Origin of the sequence: Halomonas faecis, from assembly GCF_010993975.1 — a bacterium.
In the GTDB taxonomy this organism is placed as follows: Bacteria; Pseudomonadota; Gammaproteobacteria; order Pseudomonadales; family Halomonadaceae; genus Halomonas; species Halomonas faecis.
Map to the genome: position 1 here is coordinate 1 of NZ_JAACZO010000057.1, position 22,054 is coordinate 22,054.

The window sequence follows — 22,054 nt, forward strand, 5'->3', positions numbered from 1 at the left end:
ACCAGCGTGCTGGAGGGCATGAACAATCGGATCAAGGTCATCAAGCGGATGGCCTATGGGTACCGCGACATGGAGTACTTCTTTCTGAAGATCCGTGCCGCGTTTCCCGGCAAAGTGCGATGAACCAGAAGTTTGGGGCCCACCTCTTCTCCGCATCAGGCGTGACGGAAGAGTTTTCTGAAGAGGGCTAGCCCAGGCCAACGGCCAGGCGCACTGAGTCAATGATCAGTGCATGACGACCATCACCACCAACACTACCGTCAGCAGTAACAGGTACACCCCAGCATGAATGCGATCGGGAATGCGCCCGATCCATAGCGAGGCCAGGCGAATACCGAACCAAGACCCCACCGCCAGCGCCAGCAAGGCCCGCAGATCCACATACCCCGCATACCAGGCGCCCAGAGTGCTATCGCTGCCCGACAGCAACACATAGGTCGCGGTGCCACTCACCGCCATCGGCAACGACAACGGATTGGCCATCGCTGCCCCAGTACAGGCAGCTGGCCGCCGCCGAGAGAGTGGCACGCAAGCTGTTCTCGCTGGGCAAGCGTCGTGATAGCCAGCCCTGGAAAGGCGCCCGCCCCTGCCTGCCCGACATGAAGCCGGTGATCGGCCCCGCCCCCGGCAAGGAGGGAATGTAGCTCGCCTTCGGCCACGGCCATCAGGGCTTTACCCTGGGCCCGGCCACCGGCGAACTGCTCGCCCAGATGATGACGACGCTCAACCACTGCGCTTCGAGTATGCGGCCGCGTGGCAGGAATCGGCTCCGCGCTTGAACCGCTCGGTTGATGAGTCTATTATATCAATATCGATATAGGATCACAGAGTCCAAGGAGGACAGCGTGGCGCGGAAGAAACCCGTCGCATTCGTCGGAGACTCGAAGGACCGGCTGCGCGACTTCCCTCTGGACGCCAAGCGCGAAGCAGGGTTTCAGATCGACAAGGTTCAAGCTGGAGGACAACCAGACGACTTTCGCCCCATGCCAAGCGTTGGCCCTGGCGTCATAGAGATCCGCATCCGGGAAGACAATGGGGCCTTTCGAGTCTTCTATGTGGCTAATCGAGGCGATGCGGTATTCGTGCTCCACTGTTTCCAGAAGAAAACCCAGAAGACCGCCAAGAAAGACATCGACCTGGGCAAGCAGCGATACAAGGAGCTGCCCTAAGCCCGGCCACCAAGCGAGGTGACACCATGGCCATCGAGTATTATGACAGCGTATGGGACGCTATTGAGGACACACCCGAAGAGGCGCTGAACATGCGTCTGCGCTCCGAGCTCATGGCGAAGATCGCCGGCCGTGTCCGGGAGTGGGGCATCACTCAGAACGAGGCCGCGCACCGACTGGGCATCACCCAGCCGCGCCTCAACGACCTGCTGAACGGCCGCATCAACAAGTTCAGTCTGGACGCTCTGGTCAACCTGACGGGGCCGGCTCACTTCCACCTCGAGCTGGCGATCAAGGACGAGAAAGAAGTGGCTGCCTGATTGCCCCCACTGTCAAGCTAGTTGGAACTGATCTTACCCAGCAATCGTGGACGGCGGATGCAGGTTCTGAGTGCAACACCGTCAATGAGCGGAGTAGACTTTACAAGAATATATTAAAAATATATTCATCCAGATGTACCACCTAAACCCTACATGCCACTCATGTGAAGAAAAACCCGCCTTTAAGCAGGTTATCATTTCTGCAAAAATCACTCCCACTCAATCGTCGCGGGCGGCTTGCTGCTGACGTCGTAGGTCACGCGCGAGACGCCTTCCAGCTCGTTGATGATGCGGTTGGAGACGGTCTCCAGCAGCTCATACGGCAGGTGGGCCCAGCGGGCGGTCATGAAGTCGATGGTCTCCACGGCGCGCAGGGCGATGACCCATTCGTAGCGGCGGCCGTCGCCAACCACACCGACGGACTTGACCGGCAGGAAGACGGCGAAGGCTTGGCTGGTCTTGTGGTACCAGTCGGCCTTGTGCAGCTCCTCGATGAAGATGGCGTCGGCCTCGCGCAGGATGTCGGCGTACTCTTTCTTGACCTCGCCGAGGATGCGCACGCCGAGGCCCGGCCCCGGGAAGGGATGGCGGTAGACCATGTCGTAGGGCAGGCCGAGCTCGAGGCCGAGCTTGCGTACCTCGTCCTTGAACAGCTCGCGCAGCGGCTCGACGAGCTTGAGCTTCATGGTCTCGGGCAGGCCGCCGACGTTGTGGTGCGATTTGATGACGTGGGCCTTGCCCGTCTTGCTGGCGGCGGATTCGATCACGTCGGGATAGATGGTGCCCTGGGCGAGGAAGTCGACGCCTTCGATCTTCGTGGCCTCGTCGTCGAAGACATCGATGAAGGTGTTACCGATGATCTTGCGCTTCTCCTCAGGGTCGGCGATGCCTTCGAGCCGCGACAGGAACTGATCTTCGGCGTCGACACGAATCACCCGCACGCCCATGTGGCGGGCGAAGGTCTCCATCACCTGCTCGCCTTCGTTCTTGCGCAGCAGGCCGTTGTCGACGAACACGCAGGTGAGCTGATCGCCGATGGCCTTGTGCAGCAGCGCGGCGACCACCGAGGAGTCCACGCCGCCGGAAAGCCCCAGCAGTACGTGGCGGTCGCCCACCTGCTCGCGCACTCTGGCGATCTGGTCCTCGATGATCTGCGCCGGGGTCCACCAGCGCTCGGCCTGGCAGATGCCGAGCACGAAGTGCTCGAGAATGCGCTGGCCCTGCAAGGTATGGGTCACCTCGGGGTGGAACTGTACCCCGTAGAAGCGCTTCTCCTCCCAGGCCATGGCGGCGATGGGGCAGCTCGGCGTGGAGGCGGTCACGGTGAATTCCGCCGGCACCTGGGCGACCTTGTCGCCGTGGCTCATCCACACGTCGAGCAGCGCCTTGTCGGTCTCATGGTCGACGTGATCCTTGATGTCGCGGAACAGCGCCGTCTCGGCGTCCACGCGCACCTGGGCGTAGCCGAACTCGCGCTGATGCGAGCCCGCCACGGCGCCGCCGAGCTGCTCGGCCATGGTCTGCATGCCGTAGCAGATGCCCAGTACCGGCAGACCCATCTCGAACACGCACTGCGGTGCACGCGGCGAGTCGAGCTCGGTGACGGATTCCGGCCCGCCGGCGAGAATGATGCCGTTGGGGGCGTACTCGCGAATCTCGGCTTCGGTGATGTCGAAGGCGCGGACCTCGGAGTAGACGCCGATCTCGCGCACGCGGCGCGCGATCAACTGGGTGTACTGGGAGCCGAAGTCGAGGATCAGGATCTTGTGGGCGTGAATGTCTTGCATGAAATGGCCACCGCCGTTGGTGGACTCAAGCGCCGCGGCTTGGGTCACTGTCTCTCAGAATGAAGAGGGAAGAACAAAGAAGGAAGAAGCGGCCCTATCCCGCCTCTTCGCCTCCCCTCTTCCCTCTTATCTCTTCTTTCTTCCCTCTTGAGCGGGCGTTAACCCGCCCGGTAGTTGGGCGCCTCCTTCGTGATCTGCACGTCGTGCACGTGAGATTCGGCGAAGCCGGCACCGGTGATCTGCACGAACTGCGGCTTGGTGCGCATCTCCTGAACGCTGGTGCAGCCGGTATAGCCCATGGAGGCGCGCAAGCCGCCCATCAGCTGATGGACGATGGCCCCCATCACGCCCTTGTAGGGCACGCGGCCTTCGATGCCTTCCGGTACCAGCTTCTCGGCGCCTTCGCTCTTGTCCTGGAAATAACGGTCGGCGCTGCCCTGATTCTGGGACATGGCACCCATGGAACCCATGCCGCGGTAGGCCTTGTAGGTGCGGCCCTGGTAGAGCTCCACCTCGCCCGGGGCTTCCTCGGTGCCGGCCAGCAGGCCGCCCACCATCACCGCGCTGGCGCCGGCGGCAATGGCCTTGGCCAGGTCGCCGGAGAAGCGGATGCCACCATCGGCGATCAACGGGATGTCGTAGGGCTCGAGGGCGGCGGCCACGTTGGAAACGGCGGTGATCTGCGGCAAGCCAACACCGGCCACCACGCGGGTGGTGCAGATGGAGCCGGGGCCGATGCCCACCTTGACGCCGTCGGCGCCGGCCTCGGCGAGGTCCCTGGCGGCCTCGGCGGTGGCGATGTTGCCGCCCACTACCTGGATCTGCGGGAAGTGCTCCTTCACCCAGCGCACGCGTTCGATCACGCCCTTGGAGTGGCCGTGAGCGGTGTCGACGACCACGACATCCACACCGGCCTCGGCCAGAGCGGCGATGCGGTCCGGCGTCTCGGGGCCGGTGCCCACGGCGGCGCCGACCAGCAGGCGGCCATCGGCATCCTTGGCGGCATAGGGGAAGGTGCGCGCCTTCTCGATGTCTTGGAAAGTGACCAGGCCGCGCAGGTGGAAGGCGTCGTCCACCACCAGCATCTTCTCGACGCGATGCTCCTGCATCTTGCCCTTGATCACCTCGAGGCCGGTGCCCTCGGGCACCGTCACCAGACGCTCGCGCGGGGTCATGATGTCGGCCACGCTGTCGCCGTGGTTGGGCTGGAAGCGCATATCGCGCTCGGTAACGATGCCGACAAGCGTCTCGCCCTCCACCACCGGAAAGCCGGAAAAGCCGTACTCCTTGGCCATCGCCAGCAGGTCCTCGAGCTTGGCGTTGGGGCCCACGGTGACGGGGTCCTTGACGATCACGCTCTCATGCTTCTTGACCTTGCGCACCTCGGCCGCCTGGTGGGCGATGGTCATGTTCTTGTGGATGATGCCGATGCCGCCTTCCTGGGCCATGGCGATGGCCAGGCGGGCTTCGGTCACGGTATCCATGGCGGCGGAGACGAGGGGGATGTTGAGGGCGAGATCGCGAGTGAGGCGGGTCCGCAGGCTGACGTCCTTGGGCAGAACCTCGGAGTAGCCGGGGACGAGTAATACGTCATCGAACGTAAGAGCTTCTTGGGCCATACGTAGCATAGTCGGCAACACCCAGTGAGCTGGTGGAGGGGAGGTGAAGTTAATCGACCATTATAACGCCCAGCCGGCGGTCGCGTCACGGGCCGAGCCGAGATCGAGGAAACCTCGCCGCGTTCGGGCTGTCGCACTCGAGGCGGGGCATGGAGAAGAGCGCAAGTCTCGCTCTCAGCCCCATCACGTACCGAAGGAGAGATCCAATGAATCTAACCCCTGTACGAAACAAGGCCCTCTTCACGCTCGCCGGCGCCGCATTGGCCGGCGGCTTCGCGCTGAGCGCCAACGCCCAGACCACCGACCAGCCCCAGGGCATCTACTCGGCCGACGACATTCTCGACGCCGAGGTCTACCTGAGCGAGTCTCCCGACGAGCAGATCGGCGAGGTAGAAGACATCGTGTTCAACGAGGCCATGCAGGTCACGGCCCTGGTGGTCGAGAGCGGCAGTGTGCTGGGCCTCGGCGGTCGCGAGATCATCGTCGAGGCCGGACAGTTCAGCCTGCTGACCGAGACGGAGAACGACGACATCGAGCACCGCGTGATGCTCGACGCCACCGCCGAAGAGCTCGAAGGCTACCCGGTCTACAGCGACGACTGGTGGGCGGATGCCAGGCTGCGCGCCCAGGAAACCTGGCAGCAAACGCAGGAAGGCGCCCAAAGTGCCTGGCAGACGACGCAGGAAGGCGCCGAACGAGCCTGGGAGACCACCCAGGAGAACGCCCAGCGCGCCTGGGAGTCGGCCCGCGACGCCGTCTCCGGCAACGACTGACCCTGCCGCCGATGACGCTGCCGTCGCCCCGCGCGGCGGCAGCGCCTCGGCCTGCGGGCATGATAGGCTGTGGCGCATCTAGCCAGGAGCCAGCCCATGCCCGCTTCTCCCGAAGCCCTCTCCGTCAGCGAAGTGAACCGCCGCGCCCGCCAGACGCTGGAGCGCGATTTCGACGAGCTGTGGGTGGAGGGGGAGCTTTCCGGCGTGTCGCGACCGAGTTCGGGCCACGTCTATTTCACCCTCAAGGACGACCGCGCCCAACTGCGCTGCGCGCTGTTCCGCAACCGTGCGCGCTTCGTGGCCGCACCGCTGCGCGACGGCGACCTCGTGCGGGTACGCGGGCGACTGTCGATCTTCGAACCGCGCGGCGACTACCAGTTGATCGTCGACGCGGTGCAGGCCGCAGGAGAAGGCGAGCTGCTGCTCGCCTACGAGCGGCTCAAGGCCAAGCTCGCCGCCGAGGGCGCGTTCGCCAATGCGCGCCCCCTGCCCTACCCACCGCGCCGCCTGCTGGTGCTCAGCTCGCCCACCGGGGCGGCGATCCGCGACGTACTGGCCGTGCTCGCCGCGCGCTGGCCGCTCGTCGAGGTGACGCTGATCCCGGTTCCGGTGCAAGGGCGCGAAGCAGCGCCGGCGATCATCGCCGCCCTCGGCCTGCTCAACCGCCAGTCGGCCCTCGACCCAGCGCGCGACGCCATCCTGGTGACTCGCGGCGGCGGTAGCCTGGAGGACCTGTGGGCATTCAACGACGAACACCTGGCCCGGGCGATTCAGCATTCGCGGCTGCCGGTGATGTCGGCGGTGGGCCACGAGGTGGACGTCACCCTGGCCGACTTCGCCGCCGACGCACGCGCTCCCACCCCCTCGGCCGCCGCCGAGCAACTGGTGCCCGACCGCCGCGACCTGACGCATCGCCTGCAGGTGCTGGAGGGGCGACTCTCGCGCGCCGCCCAGGCCAGGCTGGAGCGCGAAAGCCAGCGGCTCGACCACCTGCGCGCGCGACTGCGCCACCCCGGCGAGGCGCTGGCGCGCCAGCGCCAGACCCTGGAGAGTCTGAGCGCACGCCTGGATGGCGTGATGGAGCGGCGGCTGGTCGCCCAGCGTCGCCACCTCGACCAGTTGCAGCGGCGGCTCGCCGCCCATCCGCCCGAGCGCGGCCTGACCGAGGCGCGAGCACGCTTGGCCGGCGCTCGCCAGCGTCTCGATCTGGCGATCGATCAGAACCTGACGCGTCGCCGCGAACGCCTCGGCGCCCTGGCCCGCGAACTCCAGGCGGTCAGCCCCCTGGCCGTGCTGGGGCGCGGCTATGCGATTCTCGAGAACCGCGAGGGGCAGGTGATCAAGCGCGCTCGCGATACCCGGCCGGGTGAGCAGTTGAACGCCCGGCTGGGCGAGGGCCGCTTGACCGTCGAGGTCACGCAGCGAAAGGACTCTTAATCATATAGCGAACGAGAATTTGACGAGACACTGTTTATGCCTTTTCCTGGTAGATCTACCGCGTCGCCACATCACCGTGCGAACGCCTACGGATAGTTTCATCCAGGTCGATCCAGGAGGAGCAAGATGTCACTGCGTATCAACGACGTCGTACCCGACTTCGAAGCACAAACCAATCAGGGCACGATCCGCTTCCACGAGTGGCTCGACGACAGCTGGGCCATCCTGTTCTCCCACCCCAAGGACTTCACCCCGGTGTGCACCACCGAGTTCGGTGCCGTGGCCAAGCTCAGCGACGAATGGAAGAAGCGCGGCGTCAAGGTGATCGGCATCTCGGTGGATGGCGTGGACGACCACCAGGGCTGGATCGGCGACATCGAGAGCTATTCCAGCAGCCAGGTCGACTTTCCGATCATCGCCGACGGTGATCTGAAGGTCGCCAAGCTGTTCGACATGCTGCCTGCCGACGCCTACTTGCCGGACGGTCGGACCCCAGCCGACAGCGCCACGGTGCGCTCGGTGTTCATCATCGGCCCCGACAAGCAGCTCAAGCTCTCGATGACCTACCCGATGACCGTGGGCCGCAACTTCGGCGAGATCCTGCGCGCGGTGGATGCCCTGCAGACCACCACCAGCAAGGGCGTCGCCACGCCGGTCGACTGGACGGTGGGCGAGGACGTGATCATTCCGCCGGCGGTGTCCGACGCAGATGCCAAGGCCAAGTTCGGCGAGTTCGAGACGATCTTTCCCTACCTGCGCAAGACTCGCCTGCCCGAATGAGCGCCCCCTGACACCGCTCTCCTTGACCCCCGCTCCGGCGGGGGTTTTGCATGGCGCCCGGCATTCAGCGCTGGGGCTTGAAGGCACTTGGTTCGAGTTCGTGGCGCGCCAGCAGCTTGTAGAAGTCGGTGCGGTTGCGCCCGGCGATGCGTGCCGCCTGAGTGACGTTGCCCTCGGTGATCTTGAGCACCTTGACCAGGTAGCTGCGCTCGAAGCCGGCCCGGGCATCGTTGAAGGTGGGCAAGGCGCTGTCTTCGGAGGCCAGCGCCTGGGCGACCAGCGCCTCGGGAATCATCGGCGAGGTGGTCAGCGCCACGCACTGTTCCACCACGTTGACCAGCTGGCGCACGTTACCCGGCCAAGCGCAGGTGGCCAGCAGGTTGAGCGCCTCCGAGGAGAAGCCCTTGACGAACGGTTTGTGGCGACTCGCCGCCTGGGCCACCAGGTGGCGCGCCAGCAATGGCACGTCCTCGGCACGCTCCTTGAGCGGCGGCAGCTTGAGATTGACCACGTTGAGGCGGTAGAAGAGATCCTCGCGGAACTCGCCCTGCTGCATCGCCTGAGCGAGGTCGCGGTGGGTCGCCGAGAGAATGCGCACGTTGACCGGCACCGTGGCAGTGGAGCCGAGCGGACGGATCTGGCGCTCCTGCAGGGCGCGCAGCAGCTTGACCTGCAGCGGCAGCGGCATGTCGCCGATCTCGTCGAGGAACAGAGTGCCGCCGTCAGCGGCCTGGAAGAGCCCGCGGTGCTCGCTCACCGCTCCGGTGAAGGCGCCCTTGGCATGACCGAACAGCTCGCTCTCCAGCAGTTGTTCGGGCAACGCCCCGCAGTTGATGGCCACGAACGGCTTGTCGGCACGCGGGCTGGCACGGTGGATGGCCCGCGCCAGCAGCTCCTTGCCCGAGCCGGAGGCGCCGGTGACCAGTACGCTGACGTCGGAAGCCGCCACCATGCGTGCCTGCTCCAGCACGCGCTCCATCTCGGGGCTGCGGGTGATGATGTCGGCGCGCCAGTCGGTATCGCCCTCGCTGCCGCCCGGCGCGTGCGCCAGGGCATCGTCGATGGCGGCGAACAACTCGTCGCGGTCAACCGGCTTGGTCAAAAAGCCGAACACGCCCTGCTGGGTGGCGCTCACCGCCTCGGGGATCGAGCCGTGGGCGGTCAGGATGATCACCGGTAGCCCCGGCACTTCGCGCTGAATGGCCTGGAACAGCGCCAGGCCGTCCATCTCGTCCATGCGTAGGTCGGAGAGCACCAGGTCGGGGCGCTCGGCCTCCAGGCAGCGCAGCGCCTCCGCCCCGCTCTCGGCGGTGGTCACCCGGAAGCCGCGGCTTTCCAGGCGCATGCCCAGCAAGCGCAGCAGGCTGACGTCGTCGTCCACCAGCAGGATGTGGGCCCCCTGGCGATTGCCGGCCATCGTCGTCTCGGTACCACGGGCACGCGAGTGGCGGGTATCATGCAGTCGAGCCGCTTCCATCTTGTCATCTCCCAATGGCAATCTCCTTTCAAGGCGACTGCTGTCTCAGGTTGATATTGCGCTCGATGGCGGTGAGCGCATCGAGCTTCTCCGCCAGCTCGGCATTCTCGGCCTCCAGTGCCGCCAGCTCCTCACGGGAGCGCTCGAGCCGGCCGGCCATGGCGCGGCGTCCCTCCAGCTCGTTGAGCCAATAGCGCAGCAGCGGCTGCAGATCGGCAGGGGCGGCATGCAGGTCGGCCTCGTAGAGCTCGGCGGCTCGGTCCCACTGGCGCTCGCTGCCCCAGCCGAGCACCACGGCGCGCGCCAGACGCCGCCGAGCGGTTTCGCCCGCGAGGCGCTCGAGCATGTCGTTGCGCCATTCGCCGTCACCGCGCTGGGAGGCCAGGCCGAAGGCGATCCAGTCGGGCAGCAGGCAGGCGGTTTCGGCGAAGTCCGGCACCTCGGCATAGCAGGCGACGGTCTCCTCCACCGTCTCCGGCTCGGCAGCGCCAAAGGGCTGCTCGGGTATCCACTGGCAGCCGCTGAGCCACAATGCGGCCAAACACAAGCCCAGGGGGCGAAGACAGTTCATCGATCGTTCCTTGCGTCGTGATCCGTAGAGACGGACGGCGAATGGTCGAGGGTGGCATGCTGCCACTCCGTGCGGCGCGGCAACATCAGACGGAAGCACACGGCCAACCGGGGATCCTCGGCCAGTTGCAGCACGCCTTCCTGTAGCCGCGCGCAGTCGGCAGCTACCGACAGGCCAATGCCGGAGCCCTTGAGCGGCCCCTTGCGGCGCGCGCGTCCCTGGTAGAAGGGGTCGAAGAGGTTCTGGCGATCCTCATCGGCAATCGGCGGGCCGCTGTTGGCCACCTCCATCACCAGGCGATCCGGCGTCTCCCAGGCCCGGATCTCCAGCTCGCCACCGTCATCGCCGTAGCCGATGGCATTGGACACCAGGTTGTCGAGAATGCGTCCGGTGGCGGTACGGTCGACCACCCACTCCAGCGGGCCATCGAAGGCCGTCACGCGCATGCCCTTCTTCTCCAGTGCCAAGCGGTGCTTGGCCAGCGTGGTCTTGACCAGCGTAGCCAGATCGAGACGTTCCGGATTCGCCGGCCGGTGGTGCTGCAGCAGATTGTAGTCGAGAAGCTGCTCGATCAGGCGCTGCAACTCGCCGCTGCTGGTGTCGATCAGCGTGAGTATCTCGCGTTGGCGGGGCGTCAGCTCCCCGGCCACGCCGTCGGCGAGCAGCGCGGAGCCTTCGCGCACACTGGCCAGCGGCGTCTTGAGCTCATGGGACATATGGCGCAGGAACTGCTGTTTCTGGGCCTCCAGCTCACCGAGACGCGACGACAGCCAGTCGAGACGCTCGCCGAGGCGCACCAGTTCCGCCGGACCCTGGATGTCATGCGCCTCGGGCCCCTCCACGCCGCTGCCGATGCCCAGGATACGCCGTTCGAGCTGGCGCACCGGACGGATGATCAACCAACTGAATAGCAGCATCAGCACCAAACTCGCCGACACCAGCGCCCCCGTCTGCACCCACAGCCGGGTTTGTACGGCCTCGGCCCGCTCGCGAATGCGCTCGATACGCGCGTCGATCCGACGGTTGGTGGCCTGACGCATGGCCTCGGTCTGCTGAGCGAAGGGGCCGAACAGCGCCAGCCAGATTTCCAGCGCGTCGCCTTCCAGCGCCGGCAATTGGCCCAGGAGAACCAGCTGCCGGCCCAGGGCCTGCACCGAGGGCGCATCGGGCAGCAGCTCGCGCTGTTCGGCGAGCAGCTCGGAAAACTCAGCATGCCGCTCAGCGAAGATATCCATCAGGCTTTCCTGCTCGAGCACGGCGTATTGGCGGGCGCTGCGCTCCATCTCCAGCGCCAGGGCGCTCAGGGTGCGAGCACGACGCGTTTCTTCCACCGCCTGGCGAGCGCTGACGTCGGCCAGGCGAGAGAGTTCGGAGAGCGCTTGGCCGGCCTGGAACATCAGCACGCCGAGCGGCAGCATCACGATGAGAAAGGCCAGCAACACCAGTTGCAGCAATGAGCGAGGGCGCCAGCGACGCGAGACCTGGGTGGTCATGACCAGCGTTCTATTCAACAGTCGATAGGGAACCGCCATGGGGCATGCCTGCAGAATAACAGAGTTCGTCGGCTGTCGATGGTCCCGGCACAGGCTGGCCGCTCGCCAGTCAAAAAAAAGAGGGCCGGCAGAGCCGGCCCAAGTACGCAGGGAACTGAAGGGTCGAAAAAGCAGGGGCATCGTTCGCCTGGCCGAGCCATGTCCCGCACTTTCTCTGGGCCCGAGGGCCCGCGAAGCGCCGTGCCGGGATCGTGGCCACCAGGGGCTGGTCCGTCACGGTCGGGCGGCGAACCGCCCTGCTTCGTCTCGCGGCAACGCCGCCTCGGCGCCGTCGCCATGTTCGATCCCCCGTAGGGGATGAGGCTTCCATGCCAGGGCTTCCGTGCCCGCTGGTACCTCTCCTTGCCATTCGGCGGTACCCGTCTCATCGCAACCCGGTTTAGCAATCGAGTTACACATCGCGGAACAGATGCCGGTCGTCGAAGGCTCGGGGCACAGGGCATGGGGGTGGTACCCGAGCGTTTCGTCGACCCAGTGGTTCGAGCCGTTGAACCACTGTCTCTGCTCACTCTGTGTATAGCGACAGACGTGCCAAGAAACATCAAAAAACAAAAAAATCAAAGACTTATTAACAAAAAACCATGCCAGCGACTGGCTCGAACGACATATCGGGCCGCTGGACGAGCCCATTATGTCGCCGAATGGCAACGTCAATTTCGACTCTCCAATTTTTGTCAGCGAAATCAATCAATTGAGATGTTGCCATATGGAGACGCCGACCGCGCGGGCGTTGTCGGTCGGCGACAGGGCAGCTCAGCCGAGCTGCTTGACGAGGATCTTCGACTGGCGGGCGTGGTTGTAGGTATCGCGCTTGAGCGGCGGCAGAGCCGCGATGTCCGCCGGCCCGAAGCCGTGCTCGACGAACCAGTGCGCGGTATGCGTGGTGAGCACGAACAGCGCGGTGAGCCCCATGCGCCGGGCGCGGCGCTCCACTTCGCTGAGCAGTACCGAGCCACGAGCGCCGCCACGGTAGTCGGTATGGATTGCCACGCAGGCCAGCTCGCCCATGTCAGCATCGCCAAACGCATGCAGGGCGGCACAGCCCACCACCATGCCGTCGCGCTCGATCACCAGGTAGTCGTCGATCTCATGCTCGAGGCGTTCCCGCGAGCGTGGTACCAGCATGCCGCGCCGCTCCAGCGGTTCGAGCAGCTCGAGCAGCCCCCCGACATCGCCCAGTTCCGCAGGGCGCAGCTGCTCGTAGCGATGCTGGGTGATCATGGTGCCCACGCCGTCACGGGTGAACAGCTCTCCCAGCAAGGCATTGTGATCGTGCCACGACAGCAGGTGGGTGCGCGCCACCCCATGGCGGGCCGCCGCACAGGCCGCGGTGAGATGGCGGGCCGACTCGCTGCCGGGAATGGCGCTGGCGAGCAGCGGCTGGGCCTCGCCCGGGGAGAGCTGGCGCTGCAGCGCGCCGCTCTCGTCATACAGCCCAGGTGCATCGCCCAATAGAATCAGCTTGTCGGCGGAGAGCGCCACCGCGGCCTGCTGAGCCACCTCGGCGGCGTCCAAATCGAACACCTCGCCGGTGCTGGAGAACCCCAGCGGCGGCAGCAACACCAGCGAGCCCTTTTCGAGCAGCCCCTGAATGGCCGGCGCCCGCACCCGACGCACTTCCCCGCTGTGGTGGAAGTCGACTCCCTCGCGCACGCCGAGTGGCTTGGCCATCACCAGGTTGCCGGACACGGCGGTGAGCTCCACCCCGTGCAGCGGCGTGTTGGGCAGGCCTAGCGAGAGGCGTGCTTCGAGCCATAGCCGCTGCTCGGCGGCGATGCGCTCGACGTGGCTCATGATCGCCGTATCGGCCACCCAGCGCCCGTCATGGCGCTGCGGCTCGATGCCGGCGGCATCCAGCGCCTGGCTCACCTGAGGCCGGATGCCGAAAGCCACCACCAGACGCACGCCCAGGGTGTGCAACAGGGCCAGGTCCTGGATCAGTTGCTCGCCGCGCCCGTTGGCCATCGCCTCGCCCTCGATCAGGATCACGAAGGTTCGCCCGCGGTGGGCGTTGATGTAGGGCGAGGAATTGCGAAACCAGTCGACGAAGGGGAAGCGAGTATCCAAGGCCGCACTCCGGCAGCAGGTGAACGGGAAACAGGAGAGCCTGACTATAGCAGAGCGACGAAAACGGCGGCACCACTGTCGTGATGCCGCCGCTTCGGGCTTCGGTAGCATAATGCACCGACGCTGCCATCTTGCAACGCCCTGTGCGTAGCCCGTGCCTCGTAACTCGCGGCTCGTGTCCCGCAGCTCGCGGCTCGTAGCTCGTGGCTCGTGGCTCGTAACTCGCGGCTCGTGTCCCGCAGCTCGTGGCTCGTAGCTCGAGGCTCGTGTCCCGCAGCTCGTGGCTCGCGCTTAGCCGAACATGCCCTTGAACATGAAGAAAAACGATATCGACAGCGCGGCGCCGGCCGGTAGCGTGATCAGCCAGGACATGGCGATGGTACCGATCACCCGCAGGTTGAGTGCCGCCATGCCGCGGGCCAGGCCGACGCCGAGCACCGCGCCCACCAGGGTATGGGTGGTGGAGATCGGCAGGCCGGTGCCCGAGGCGAGCACCACGGTCACCGCGGCGGCCAGCGTCGCGGCAAAGCCGCGGCTGGGCGTCAACTCGGTGATGCCGGTGCCCACGGTGGCGATGACCTTGTGGCCGTAGGTGACCAGGCCGACGACGATGCCGCCACCGCCCAGTACCAGCACCCACCAGGGCACCAGCGCCGTGGCATCGATGACGCCATCGCTATAGACCACGCTGATCACCGCAGCGAGCGGCCCCACCGCATTGGCCACGTCGTTGGAGCCGTGAGCGAAGGCCATGGCGCAGGCGGTGAACAGCATCAGCACGCCGAATACTCGCTCGACGCCGGTGAAACCGAAATGATCGGCCTGGCGGCTGCCCGCCTTGACGCGCTTCTCCATCTGCACGCCGAGCAGCATCACACCCACGCCGAACAGGATCGACACCAGCAGGCTGGCGCCGAAGCCCAGATCGAGCCCCACGTGCTTGAGCCCCTTGGTCAGCGTGACCATGGCCACGGCAAAGCCGACCAGCAGAATGTAGAACGGCACGTAGCGCTTGGCCGCCGCGAAGGGATCGCGCGCTTCGAAGATGAGATGCTGCACCGACTTGAACAGGGTGAAGGCGATGGTGCCGGCGAGCAGCGGCGAGACCACCCAACTGGCAGCGATCTGCCCCACCTTGGCCCAGCCGATCGCCTCCATGCCCAGCCCCGCCAGAGCAAAGCCGACGATGGCACCGACGATGGAGTGCGTGGTGGAAACCGGCCACCCCTTCATGGAAGCGATCAACAGCCAGGTCGCCGCAGCAAGCAGTGAAGCGAGCATGCCGTAGACCAGTAGCTGCGGATCGTTCTCCAGCATGGCCGGGTCGATGATGCCCTTGCGGATCGTCTGAGTGACTTCGCCGCCAGCGAGCCAGGCACCGAGGAACTCGAAGATCACGGCGATGACGATCGCCTGCTTGATGGTGATGGCCCTGGACCCCACCGACGTGCCCATGGCGTTGGCCACGTCGTTGGCCCCGACGCCCCAGGCCATGAAGAAGCCGAAAAGGCAGGCCAGAATGATGAAGGTGTCGCCGTGTTGCGCGATGATCGACATAGGGTGGCTTCCTATGTAGCTGTCGGGTTGACGAAAACGAAGACGGCCCGCGATGGCGGGCCGGCGACTCAACGGGCAGTGAGGATCTGCAAGCGGCTGCCGACGCGCTCGGCACGGTCGGAAAGTTCGCCGACCCAGTCGATGATCTTGTAGAGGAAGATGACATCGACCGGCTTGAGACGGTCCTCCAACTCGAACAGCTGACGTCGGATGGCCACCTGCTGGTTGTCGGCCTGCTGCTCGAGAACGTGAAGCTCGCGGATGAGGTTCTGCATCACGTCGGAGACATGGCGGCCGAAGCCGGACTCCAGCAGATCCTCGAGCTCCTCCAGGGCCTGACGCGCCTGAGCCACGCAGGCAACGGCGGTATGCATGTAGTCGCGCATGGGCCCGGCGAGCTCCTCGGGTACCCGCATCTTGCGACCCAGCATGATGCCGGTGATGTCGCGCACCTTGTTGGCGATCTTGTCCTGCACGCTGATCAGATCGAGCAGATCGCTGCGCGAAACGGGGAGAAAGAGCGTGTTGGGCAAGTTGAGGCGCAGCTCGGTCTTGAGGCTGTCGGCCTCGTGCTCCAGGCGCGTGATGCTCTCACGAATTGCGGCGGCCTCGTCCCAGTCGCCCTGGAGCGACGCCTCGAAGAAGGGCAACAGCTTGTCGGCGCACTCGTGAGCCTTGACGATGTGTGCCAGCAGCGGCTGAAACGGCGAGCGACCGAACATCGCCGAGAACGGATTGGGTGTCACCATGGCGTATCATGCGCTTGAGAAATGGCGGCGTCAGTATAGTGACTCACCTTTGTCACGTCATTGAAAAATTTCCGACATCAATTCGTCACGCAACCGTCACACTTCTGCATTGCGGACACCCACAGACAGGAGTCGGCCATGGGCCAAGAGATCGAACTGAAACTGGCACTGGGCCCCCAGGGGCCCCAAACGCTGACCGTCCATCCACGCCTGTCCGGCCTGTCGTCCACGACCCTGTCCCTTGCCAACACCTATTACGACACGCCGGACGGCGCGCTCCAGGCAGCGCGCATGGCCCTGCGCCTGCGGCGACGCGGCGACACCCTGTACCAGACGCTCAAGACCGAAGGCGACGGGGCCGGAGGGTTGAGTCGCCGCGGCGAGTGGGAATGGGCCGTCCCCGGGCCCGGCCTCGACCTGCCCGGCCTGGCCGAGCTGCCGCCCATGGCCGCCCTTGGCCAAAACACGCTCGAGCGACTCACTCCACGTTTCACGACCGACTTCACCCGGCATGCCTGGACACTGACGCTCGATGCCGCCAGGCTCGAAATCGCATTGGACGAAGGCGAAATTCGCAGCGGCGACCGCCGTGCGCCCATTCGCGAACTGGAGTTGGAACTCGAGACGGGAGGGGTCGAGACTCTCTGGCGACTCGCTACCGAGCTGGCCGAACGCGTGGCGCTGCGCCCGTCGGAAACCAGCAAGGCGGCCCGCGGCGCGGCACTGCTCGCCGCCGAGTGGACGCTGCCGCCCGGCGGTACGCCGCGGGCCTGGCTCAAACGCGCCATGAGCTCACTGGATGCCCTGGCCGACACCGGCGACGACCGCTGGCGCCAGGCCGCCATCGACGCCTTGACGGCACTCGATGACGGCGACGCCGATGACCTGGCCGAACGCCTGTCGGCCACTGGCTGGCTGACGCCCGCCTTCGGCCAGGTGGCACTTCGCCTGGCCCAGCAACTGAATGACAGCGTCTCGGACGACCCGGAGCCCATGCCATGAGCCACCCGCTGAAACCGGCTGGAGAAGGCCTGCGAACGCGCGTCTTCCAGATCGTCTTCGAGTCGGACACGCCGCTGGCCAAGGGCTTCGACATCGCCCTGATCGTCGCCATCCTGGCCAGCGTCGGGGTGGTCATGCTGGATAGCGTGCCCAGCTACCACGACAAGTACGGCTGGCTGTTCTACCGGGTGGAGTGGGCCTTCACGCTGGCCTTCACCGTGGAGCTGGCGGTGCGGCTCTACACCCTGGAGCGGCCGCTGCAGTACCTGAAGAGCTTCTACGGCATCATCGACGTGATCGCCATCCTGCCGACCTGGCTGATGCTGCTGATTCCCGGCGCCCAGTCGCTGGTGATCGTGCGGGTGTTGCGGGTGCTGCGCATCTTCCGCGTGCTGCGACTGATGCAGTTCGTCGGCGAGGGGCGGCTGTTGATCGGCGCGCTCAAGCGCAGCACCCACCAGATCTTTCTGTTCCTGTTCACCGTCTTCATGCTGGTGACCATCTTCGCCGCACTGGTGTACATGATCGAGCCGGCCGAGGCCGGCTTCACCAGCATTCCCATCGCCGTCTACTGGGCCATCGTCACGCTGACCACGGTGGGCTACGGCGACATCGTACCGGTCACGCCGCTCGGGCAGGCGATCTCCACCATCGTGATGTTGATCGGCTACTCGATCATCGCCGTACCCACCGGGGTCTTCTCTGCAGAGGTGATCCGTTCCATCCGTGCCGACCGCTACTCGGAGGAAGCCTGCCCCGGCTGCGGCCACGACCGTCACGAAAAGCGCGCGCGCTACTGCCTGCTATGCGGCACCTGGCTCGACGAGACCACCCCGGACCCGCGCGAAGCGCAAGGCACCCACGACGCATGACGCGACCCGCTATTCGGTGAAGGGCGTGACGTCGCCGCGCCCCTCGCGCAGCACCTTGGGCGGCAGCTCGCGCAGATCGACGACGCTGGTCGCCTCGAGGTGGCAGGCACCGCCGTCGATGATCAGGTCCAGGTGAGCGCCGAAACGCTCGCGAATCGCCTCCGGATCGGTCATCGGCAGCTCATCGCCTTCGGGAATCAACGTCACGCTCATCAGCGGTGAACCGAGCGCGGCCAACAGGTCATGGGTGATGCGGTGATCGGGCACGCGCACGCCGATGGAGCGACGCTTGGGATGCAGCAGCAACCGCGGCACTTCGTTGGTCGCCGTGAGAATGAAAGTATAGGCGCCCGGAGTGTGTGCCTTGAGCAGGCGGAACACGGCGTTGTCCACCTTGGCGTAGGTGCCGATCTCGGAAAGGTCCGAGCACACCAGGGTGAAGTTGTGACGGTCATCGAGGGAGCGCAGCCACTTGATCTTCTCGATGGCCTTCTTCTCGCCCAGGTGACAGCCCAGCGCATAGCCGGAATCCGTGGGGTAGGCGATGACGCCGCCGTCACGGATGATCTGGATCGCCTGATCGATCAGGCGCTTCTGGGGATTGTCGGGATGAATCTGAAAGTATTGGCTCATGATCGCTTCCTGTCGTTCATGGATGACGCAGTCGCCGCCATGGCGTCGACTATAGCGTAGAGCAGTGCGGCCGCGAGAGCAGTCGCGACGTCAGCCGAGGGTGGCTCCAAACCGGAGGCACGGCGGTGCGCGGCACCGCACTCATGCTGCCCGGCGCCAGATGACCGCCCGGGAAGTGGAAATCGCTGCCCAGCGAGGCAAGTAGCCCGCGCTCGTCGAGCTGGCGAGCCAGGTCGCGGGTCACGTCGGGGTTCTGGAAGCCGCTCACCAGCTCGGCGGCTTGGCCGCCCGCCGCGGCGAAGGCGTCGAGCAGCAGCCCGCGCTTGCGCCGCGTCAGGCCATGGCGCAATGGATGCGCCAGTACCGCCACGCCGCCGGCATCGAGAATCCACCCCACCGCTTCCTCCAGGGCCGGCCAGTGCGCCTTGACGTCGCCCTTCTTGCCGTTGCCCAGGTGCTTGCGAAACGCCTCGCTCGTGTCCGCCACCAGGCCGGCGGCGACCAGCGCCCGGGCGAAGTCAGGGCGACCCAGCGGGCGCGGCGAGCCCGCCTGCTCGCGAGCGCGGGCCAGGGCATCGGCAAGCCCCAGCTTTTCCAGGCGCGCCGCGATCACCTCGGCGCGCCGCTCACGCGCCTCGGCCTGGGCCTCCAGCCCCGGCACCAGCGCCCCCTGGGCGCCATGCGGCAGCAGTCCCACCACGTGGATGTTGATGCCTGACCAGCGCGTCGACAGCTCGGTGCCCGGCAGCAGCATGATGCCATGTTCGTCGGCGGTCCGTTGCGCCTCATCGATGCCGGCCACGGTATCGTGATCAGTGAGCGCCATCACGGACAGGCCGCGCGAGGCGCACAGCGCCACCACGGCCGCGGGTGACAGCGCGCCGTCCGAGGCGGTGGAATGCATGTGAAGGTCGATCCCCAGAGGGGCGGGATCACCCGTGAAACGGGCCGGTAGTTCGAGCATTGGCATGACGCCGGGGAGCGACTTTGTCAGAATAATGAGCTCATGGTGCGCGCCCGGCACTAGCCGGTCAACGCCCGCACCGCATCGAGCAGGGCCATCGCAGTTGGGCATGGCAAGGAGTTCCGAGAGGAACGACTAACTGCGATAGCCCGCACCGTATCGAGTTCCGCGGCTCAGCCGCGCCTGCCGAGGAAACCCGCGATGCTATACGCGATCATCAGCGAAGACGTCAACGACAGCCTGGAGCGTCGCCTGGCGGCGCGCCCCGACCACCTGGCCCGCCTCGAGGCGCTGCGCGACGAGGGGCGCCTGGTGCTCGCCGGCCCTCATCCCGCCATCGACGCCAACGACCCCGGCGATGCCGGCTTCAGCGGCAGCCTGGTGGTGGCGGAGTTCGACAGTCTCGACACCGCCCGCGCCTGGGCCGATGCCGATCCCTACGTGATCGCCGGCGTGTACGCCAAGGTGACGGTCAAGCCGTTCAAGAAAGCCCTGCCTTGAGGCAGTCGCGCCCGACTCGCGCCCCCGTATGCCACGGCGGGCGTGGACAGTCCCGTTGTCCACAGCACCTTGCCCACAGAGACTGTGGATAACGTTGTTGAAACGCCGCGGACGGACGTCGCCATGCCCCATGGGTCGCCGCGATGCCGTCATCGATGATTTTTTGAGCAACTGCCGCTCCGGAGAACGCCGTGTCCGCCCCTTGCGACCCACTCCCCCCTCTGACTGGCCTCAGCCCCGCCCGGCTCGACTGGGCGACCGATGCCACCGGGGCGCAGGCGCCCCTGTCGACCCAGTTCGACGACGTCTACTTCTCGGCCCACGACGGCCGTGCCGAGACCGAACACGTCTTCCTGGACGGCAACCGTCTGAGCGCGCGCTTCGCGGACTGGAAAGCCTCTCGCCCCTTCGTGGTCGGCGAGACGGGCTTCGGCACCGGACTCAACATGCTCTGCGCCTGGGCCTGCTTCGACACCCATGCGCCGCCCCAGGCCCGACTGCATCTGATTTCGGTAGAGTGCCATCCGCTCACCCGACAGGATCTCGCCCGTGCGCTTGCCGCCTGGCCCGATCTCGCCCCACGCGCCGAGCGGCTGCTCGCCCAATGGCCGGAGCCGGTGAGCGGCGTGCACCGCCTGTGGCTCGACGAGCGGGTGACCCTCGACCTGCACTTCGGCGAGGCCGCCGAGCGGCTCGCCCTGCTCGACGGCCAGGTCGACGCCTGGTTCCTCGACGGCTTCGCCCCGGCCAAGAACCCCGACATGTGGCGACCCGAGCTGTTCGCCGCCCTGGCCCAGCATTCGCGGGCCGGCGCCACCTTCGCCACCTTCACCTGTGCGGGCATCGTCAAGCGCGGTCTGGCCGCTGCCGGCTTCGCCTGGCGCAAGGCGCCGGGTTTCGGCCGCAAGCGCGAGATGCTCATCGGTGAGATCGTCACGCCCCCCGTCGACACCCGCCGGGAAGGCACGCCCTGGTTCACGCCGCCCACGCCGCGTCCGGCCCGTCATGTGGCGGTGATCGGTGCCGGTATCGCCGGTGCCAGTGCCGCCGCCGCCCTGGCACGACGCGGCATCGCGGTCACGCTCATCGACCGCTTCCACCGCGCCGAACTGGGCACCACCCATCTCCAGGGAGCGCTCTACGTCAAGCTCGCTGCCGACACCAATCGGCAGAGCCGCACCTATCTGGCCGGGCTGCTGTACAGCCAACGCTGGCTGGCTCAGCTCGACCCCGAGCAGCGCCTGTGGCAACCCAGCGGCGTCCTGCAGCTGGCGCTGAGCGACAAGGAGCGGGCACGCCAGGCACGCTTCCTCGCCAACCATCCGCTGCCGGAAAGCGTGGTCCGCGGCCTGGATGCCGAAGCGGCCAGCGCCGCGGCCGGCGTCAAGGTCGACGGCCCGGCGCTGGACTACCCGCATGCCGGCTGGGTCCGGCCGATGGAGCTGTGCGTGCGCCTGGCCGAGACGGCAGGCGTGCGTTTTCGGCGCGGCGAGGTAGTGGCGCTGCACGACCGCCAGGAGGACGGCTGGAGCCTGGAGCTGGCCGACGGCGAGCGTCTCGCGGCCGACCAGGTGGTGATCGCCGCCGCCGGGGAGGCCGCCGGCTTCCCCCAAAGTGAAGCCCTGCCGCTGCAGCCGGTACGCGGCCAGCTCAGCCAGCTCGAAGTGCCAGAGGCAGCTCCGCAGCTGGGCCGAGTGGTCTGTGCCGGCGGCTACGTGCCGCCAGCAGCGGATGGCGTGCTCAATGTCGGCGCCACCTTCGCGCCGGGCGATACCGACATGACGGAACGCGAAAGCGACCACGTCGCCAACCTGGCGGAGCTGGAACGCGGCCTGCCCCACTTCGTCGCCGCCCTGCGCGCCACCGGTGCCGACCTCTCGCCGGAGAGGCTCACCGCCCGGGTCGGGGTGCGCGCGGCGAGCCCCGACAAGTCGCCCTACTGCGGGCCGGTGCCCGACGCCCAGGCGTGGCGCGACGACTACGCCGCCCTGGCCAAGGACGCCACCCGGGTGTCCGACACGCCCGGCCGCCACCACGCCGGGCTGTGGATCAGCGCCGCCCACGGCTCCCGCGGCCTGGCCAGCGCCCCGCTGTGCGCCGAGCTGTTGGCCTCGTTGATCTGCGACGAACCGCTACCGCTGGAACAGCCGCTGGTGGATCACTTGCATCCCGGACGGCGGCTGATTCGCGACCTGATCCGCGGCAAGCAACCCGGCTGAGGCG

At 66.5% G+C, this 22,054-nt stretch carries 21 protein-coding genes and 1 pseudogene; 11 read left to right on the forward strand and 11 right to left on the reverse strand.

The features are described from left to right. The coding region (locus tag GFD32_RS16975) for a transposase (RefSeq protein WP_163574721.1) at positions 1 to 123 on the forward strand (123 nt) is incomplete at its 5' end. Between the two features lie 102 nt (positions 124 to 225). Here GFD32_RS16975 and GFD32_RS16980 read toward each other — a convergent pair. Continuing rightward, positions 226 to 483, reverse strand: a complete 258-nt coding sequence (locus GFD32_RS16980; protein ID WP_240455696.1) for a hypothetical protein — start codon at positions 481 to 483, stop codon at positions 226 to 228. Positions 484 to 497: 14 nt separating this feature from the next. Between GFD32_RS16980 and GFD32_RS16985 the strand changes: the two are divergent. The 3 genes and pseudogenes from GFD32_RS16985 to GFD32_RS16995 all read left to right on the forward strand — a co-directional run. Further along, a pseudogene (locus GFD32_RS16985) lies at positions 498 to 779 on the forward strand (NAD(P)/FAD-dependent oxidoreductase); the annotation flags it as partial. Positions 780 to 845: 66 nt separating this feature from the next. Beyond that, positions 846 to 1,169, forward strand: a complete 324-nt coding sequence (locus tag GFD32_RS16990) for a type II toxin-antitoxin system RelE/ParE family toxin (RefSeq protein WP_205599158.1) — start codon at positions 846 to 848, stop codon at positions 1,167 to 1,169. Positions 1,170 to 1,195: 26 nt separating this feature from the next. Beyond that, positions 1,196 to 1,489: a helix-turn-helix domain-containing protein gene (locus tag GFD32_RS16995; RefSeq protein ID WP_163577776.1), complete on the forward strand. Its 294-nt coding sequence runs from the start codon at positions 1,196 to 1,198 to the stop codon at positions 1,487 to 1,489. Positions 1,490 to 1,698: 209 nt separating this feature from the next. Here GFD32_RS16995 and guaA read toward each other — a convergent pair whose 3' ends face one another. After that, positions 1,699 to 3,276 carry a glutamine-hydrolyzing GMP synthase gene (guaA, locus tag GFD32_RS17000; RefSeq protein ID WP_163577777.1) on the reverse strand — a complete coding sequence of 526 codons (1,578 nt, stop codon included), beginning with the start codon at positions 3,274 to 3,276 and terminating at the stop codon, positions 1,699 to 1,701. A 158-nt stretch (positions 3,277 to 3,434) separates the two neighbouring features. Further along, a complete protein-coding gene (guaB, locus tag GFD32_RS17005) occupies positions 3,435 to 4,904 on the reverse strand; it encodes an IMP dehydrogenase (RefSeq protein ID WP_163577778.1) in 1,470 nt (489 codons plus the stop codon). Between the two features lie 197 nt (positions 4,905 to 5,101). On the opposite strand from guaB, the gene GFD32_RS17010 reads away from it, so the two are divergent. From GFD32_RS17010 to GFD32_RS17020, 3 genes are all read left to right on the forward strand, one after another. Beyond that, on the forward strand, positions 5,102 to 5,668 hold the full coding sequence (locus GFD32_RS17010) for a PRC-barrel domain-containing protein (RefSeq protein WP_163577779.1): 567 nt from the start codon (positions 5,102 to 5,104) through the stop codon (positions 5,666 to 5,668). 96 nt (positions 5,669 to 5,764) lie between these two features. Beyond that, positions 5,765 to 7,105, forward strand: coding sequence for an exodeoxyribonuclease VII large subunit (gene xseA, locus GFD32_RS17015; RefSeq protein WP_163577780.1), 1,341 nt, complete (start codon positions 5,765 to 5,767; stop codon positions 7,103 to 7,105). Positions 7,106 to 7,231: 126 nt separating this feature from the next. Continuing rightward, entirely contained in the window at positions 7,232 to 7,885 is a 654-nt protein-coding gene (locus GFD32_RS17020) for a peroxiredoxin (protein WP_163577781.1), read from the forward strand. 64 nt (positions 7,886 to 7,949) lie between these two features. Here the strand turns inward: GFD32_RS17020 and glrR are convergent, their stop codons facing one another. The 6 genes from glrR to GFD32_RS17050 all read right to left on the reverse strand — a co-directional run bounded on the left by glrR (position 7,950) and on the right by GFD32_RS17050 (position 15,859). Continuing rightward, positions 7,950 to 9,302 (reverse strand): two-component system response regulator GlrR, encoded by a 1,353-nt coding sequence (glrR, locus tag GFD32_RS17025; protein WP_163577943.1) that lies wholly within the window; start codon positions 9,300 to 9,302, stop codon positions 7,950 to 7,952. Between the two features lie 88 nt (positions 9,303 to 9,390). Continuing rightward, positions 9,391 to 9,933, reverse strand: a complete 543-nt coding sequence (locus tag GFD32_RS17030) for a hypothetical protein (RefSeq protein WP_163577782.1) — start codon at positions 9,931 to 9,933, stop codon at positions 9,391 to 9,393. After that, positions 9,930 to 11,465: a sensor histidine kinase gene (locus GFD32_RS17035; RefSeq protein WP_240455697.1), complete on the reverse strand. Its 1,536-nt coding sequence runs from the start codon at positions 11,463 to 11,465 to the stop codon at positions 9,930 to 9,932. The genes GFD32_RS17030 and GFD32_RS17035 overlap by 4 nt, the downstream gene beginning before the upstream one ends. A gap of 774 nt (positions 11,466 to 12,239) precedes the next feature. Next, positions 12,240 to 13,553, reverse strand: coding sequence for an amino-acid N-acetyltransferase (argA, locus tag GFD32_RS17040; RefSeq protein WP_163577783.1), 1,314 nt, complete (start codon positions 13,551 to 13,553; stop codon positions 12,240 to 12,242). Between the two features lie 291 nt (positions 13,554 to 13,844). Further along, positions 13,845 to 15,110, reverse strand: a complete 1,266-nt coding sequence (locus GFD32_RS17045; protein WP_163577784.1) for an inorganic phosphate transporter — start codon at positions 15,108 to 15,110, stop codon at positions 13,845 to 13,847. 68 nt (positions 15,111 to 15,178) lie between these two features. Next, on the reverse strand, positions 15,179 to 15,859 hold the full coding sequence (locus GFD32_RS17050; protein WP_163577785.1) for a TIGR00153 family protein: 681 nt from the start codon (positions 15,857 to 15,859) through the stop codon (positions 15,179 to 15,181). A gap of 138 nt (positions 15,860 to 15,997) precedes the next feature. Between GFD32_RS17050 and GFD32_RS17055 the strand changes: the two genes are divergently transcribed. Beyond that, positions 15,998 to 16,861, forward strand: coding sequence for a CYTH domain-containing protein (locus tag GFD32_RS17055; RefSeq protein WP_163577786.1), 864 nt, complete (start codon positions 15,998 to 16,000; stop codon positions 16,859 to 16,861). Beyond that, positions 16,858 to 17,733, forward strand: a complete 876-nt coding sequence (locus GFD32_RS17060) for an ion transporter (RefSeq protein ID WP_163577787.1) — start codon at positions 16,858 to 16,860, stop codon at positions 17,731 to 17,733. Before GFD32_RS17055 ends, GFD32_RS17060 begins: the two co-directional genes overlap by 4 nt. A gap of 9 nt (positions 17,734 to 17,742) precedes the next feature. Here GFD32_RS17060 and GFD32_RS17065 read toward each other — a convergent pair whose 3' ends face one another. Together GFD32_RS17065 and GFD32_RS17070 are read right to left on the reverse strand one after the other, a co-directional pair. Next, positions 17,743 to 18,366, reverse strand: a complete 624-nt coding sequence (locus tag GFD32_RS17065) for an L-threonylcarbamoyladenylate synthase (protein ID WP_163577788.1) — start codon at positions 18,364 to 18,366, stop codon at positions 17,743 to 17,745. 49 nt (positions 18,367 to 18,415) lie between these two features. Beyond that, entirely contained in the window at positions 18,416 to 19,336 is a 921-nt protein-coding gene (locus GFD32_RS17070) for a PHP domain-containing protein (RefSeq protein WP_163577789.1), read from the reverse strand. Positions 19,337 to 19,531: 195 nt separating this feature from the next. Here GFD32_RS17070 and GFD32_RS17075 point away from each other — a divergent pair, with 195 nt between their 5' ends. Both GFD32_RS17075 and mnmC read left to right on the forward strand, forming a co-directional pair. Beyond that, positions 19,532 to 19,831 carry a YciI family protein gene (locus GFD32_RS17075; RefSeq protein ID WP_163577790.1) on the forward strand — a complete coding sequence of 100 codons (300 nt, stop codon included), beginning with the start codon at positions 19,532 to 19,534 and terminating at the stop codon, positions 19,829 to 19,831. Positions 19,832 to 20,022: 191 nt separating this feature from the next. Further along, positions 20,023 to 22,050 carry a bifunctional tRNA (5-methylaminomethyl-2-thiouridine)(34)-methyltransferase MnmD/FAD-dependent 5-carboxymethylaminomethyl-2-thiouridine(34) oxidoreductase MnmC gene (gene mnmC, locus GFD32_RS17080; protein ID WP_163577791.1) on the forward strand — a complete coding sequence of 676 codons (2,028 nt, stop codon included), beginning with the start codon at positions 20,023 to 20,025 and terminating at the stop codon, positions 22,048 to 22,050. Positions 22,051 to 22,054: the final 4 nt, after the last annotated feature.

Excerpts from the sequence above, each read along its gene's own strand:
- glrR (WP_163577943.1), bottom strand. The coding sequence starts at position 9,302 with ATGGCCGGCAATCGCCAGGGGGCCCACATCCTGCTGGTGGACGACGAC.
- guaA (WP_163577777.1), bottom strand. The coding sequence starts at position 3,276 with ATGCAAGACATTCACGCCCACAAGATCCTGATCCTCGACTTCGGCTCC.
- GFD32_RS16995 (WP_163577776.1), top strand. The coding sequence starts at position 1,196 with ATGGCCATCGAGTATTATGACAGCGTATGGGACGCTATTGAGGACACA.
- GFD32_RS17060 (WP_163577787.1), top strand. The coding sequence starts at position 16,858 with ATGAGCCACCCGCTGAAACCGGCTGGAGAAGGCCTGCGAACGCGCGTC.
- guaB (WP_163577778.1), bottom strand. The coding sequence starts at position 4,904 with ATGCTACGTATGGCCCAAGAAGCTCTTACGTTCGATGACGTATTACTC.
- GFD32_RS17010 (WP_163577779.1), top strand. The coding sequence starts at position 5,102 with ATGAATCTAACCCCTGTACGAAACAAGGCCCTCTTCACGCTCGCCGGC.
- GFD32_RS17045 (WP_163577784.1), bottom strand. The coding sequence starts at position 15,110 with ATGTCGATCATCGCGCAACACGGCGACACCTTCATCATTCTGGCCTGC.
- GFD32_RS17035 (WP_240455697.1), bottom strand. The coding sequence starts at position 11,465 with ATGGCGGTTCCCTATCGACTGTTGAATAGAACGCTGGTCATGACCACC.
- GFD32_RS17050 (WP_163577785.1), bottom strand. The coding sequence starts at position 15,859 with ATGGTGACACCCAATCCGTTCTCGGCGATGTTCGGTCGCTCGCCGTTT.
- GFD32_RS17075 (WP_163577790.1), top strand. The coding sequence starts at position 19,532 with ATGCTATACGCGATCATCAGCGAAGACGTCAACGACAGCCTGGAGCGT.
- xseA (WP_163577780.1), top strand. The coding sequence starts at position 5,765 with ATGCCCGCTTCTCCCGAAGCCCTCTCCGTCAGCGAAGTGAACCGCCGC.
- GFD32_RS17065 (WP_163577788.1), bottom strand. The coding sequence starts at position 18,366 with ATGAGCCAATACTTTCAGATTCATCCCGACAATCCCCAGAAGCGCCTG.
- GFD32_RS17055 (WP_163577786.1), top strand. The coding sequence starts at position 15,998 with ATGGGCCAAGAGATCGAACTGAAACTGGCACTGGGCCCCCAGGGGCCC.
- GFD32_RS16980 (WP_240455696.1), bottom strand. The coding sequence starts at position 483 with ATGGCCAATCCGTTGTCGTTGCCGATGGCGGTGAGTGGCACCGCGACC.
- GFD32_RS17020 (WP_163577781.1), top strand. The coding sequence starts at position 7,232 with ATGTCACTGCGTATCAACGACGTCGTACCCGACTTCGAAGCACAAACC.
- GFD32_RS17070 (WP_163577789.1), bottom strand. The coding sequence starts at position 19,336 with ATGCCAATGCTCGAACTACCGGCCCGTTTCACGGGTGATCCCGCCCCT.
- GFD32_RS17030 (WP_163577782.1), bottom strand. The coding sequence starts at position 9,933 with ATGAACTGTCTTCGCCCCCTGGGCTTGTGTTTGGCCGCATTGTGGCTC.